At 67.3% G+C, this 981-nt stretch carries 1 protein-coding gene; it reads right to left on the reverse strand.

Features of this window, described 5'->3' with window-relative positions; genetic code table 11:
• Nucleotides 1-129: 129 nt before the first annotated feature.
• Nucleotides 130-981 (reverse strand): calcium-binding protein (locus tag OCK02_RS26105; protein ID WP_263815562.1); only part of this gene is annotated, 852 nt, incomplete at its 5' end.

Genomic DNA, 981 nt, shown 5'->3' on the forward strand with positions numbered 1-981 from the left:
GGGGGGGGGTGGGGGGGGGGGGGGCGCCCCCCCCCCCCCCCCGGGGGGGGGGGGCCCCCCCCCCCCCCCCAACCCGATTGCGTCGATGCTGTCCTCAACCCGCGCCGCTGGCGCGGGTCGGGGGCATCCTTAGAGGATGAAATCGCTTGCGGCGAGCTTGACGAGCCCCTGCAGCTGGATTTCGAAGTCATGAACGCCGTCGCCGTTCGTGTCGGCCTGGATGACAGTCACGTCCCTCGAGGTTCCGGAGTTGTCTTCGAGGTGCCAGGCCAATGCGCCCTTCGCACGGTCGAACAGGGCATTCTCGGCGGCGATGAAGTGGAACGTGCCGTTGCCGGACGCCGAACCGTTTGCGTCGATGACCGACAGGTCGATCTTGTCCTGACCCTTCTGGAAGTCGGTGATGACGTCGCGGTTGGAGCCGGAGCCCGTTTCCGTGGCGGCCTTGAAGGTGAAGACGTCCGCACCTGCGCCGCCCTTCATGGTGTCCTTGCCGGCTCCCCCGTTGAGCGTGTCGTTGCCGGCACCGCCGTCGAGGCTGTCGTTACCCGCCTTGCCGTTGAGGGTGTCGTTGCCGGAGGTGCCGACGAGCTTGTCGTTGCCGCTCGTGCCGTCGATCACCTTGTTACCCGGGGTCGGCGTGGGCGTGGGTTCCGGGGTCGGTTCAGGAGTCGGCGTGGGTTCGGGCGTCGGCTCCGGGGTCGGCGTCGGTGTGGGCTCCGGGGAAACGGTTCCGTCACCCGGCTCGGGTGCACCGTTGCGCGGATACTCGACGTTGCCGGAGAGAACCGGGCTGGATTTGTCGATGCTGTAGTAGCCGTATCCGCCCTTCTCGATGTGGTTGTTGGTGATCGTGACGCCGGTGATCGGGCCGCCATTGGCGCGGCCGTCGACATAGATCGGATAGCCGCTGTCGCCGAGCAGCAGGTTGCCGGTCACCTTGACGTTGGCGATCGGGCCGAAGTCGTTCTTGATGAAGAC

The sequence above is a fragment of the Rhizobium sp. TRM96647 genome (assembly GCF_025780115.1).
In the GTDB taxonomy this organism is placed as follows: domain Bacteria; phylum Pseudomonadota; class Alphaproteobacteria; order Rhizobiales; family Rhizobiaceae; genus Mycoplana.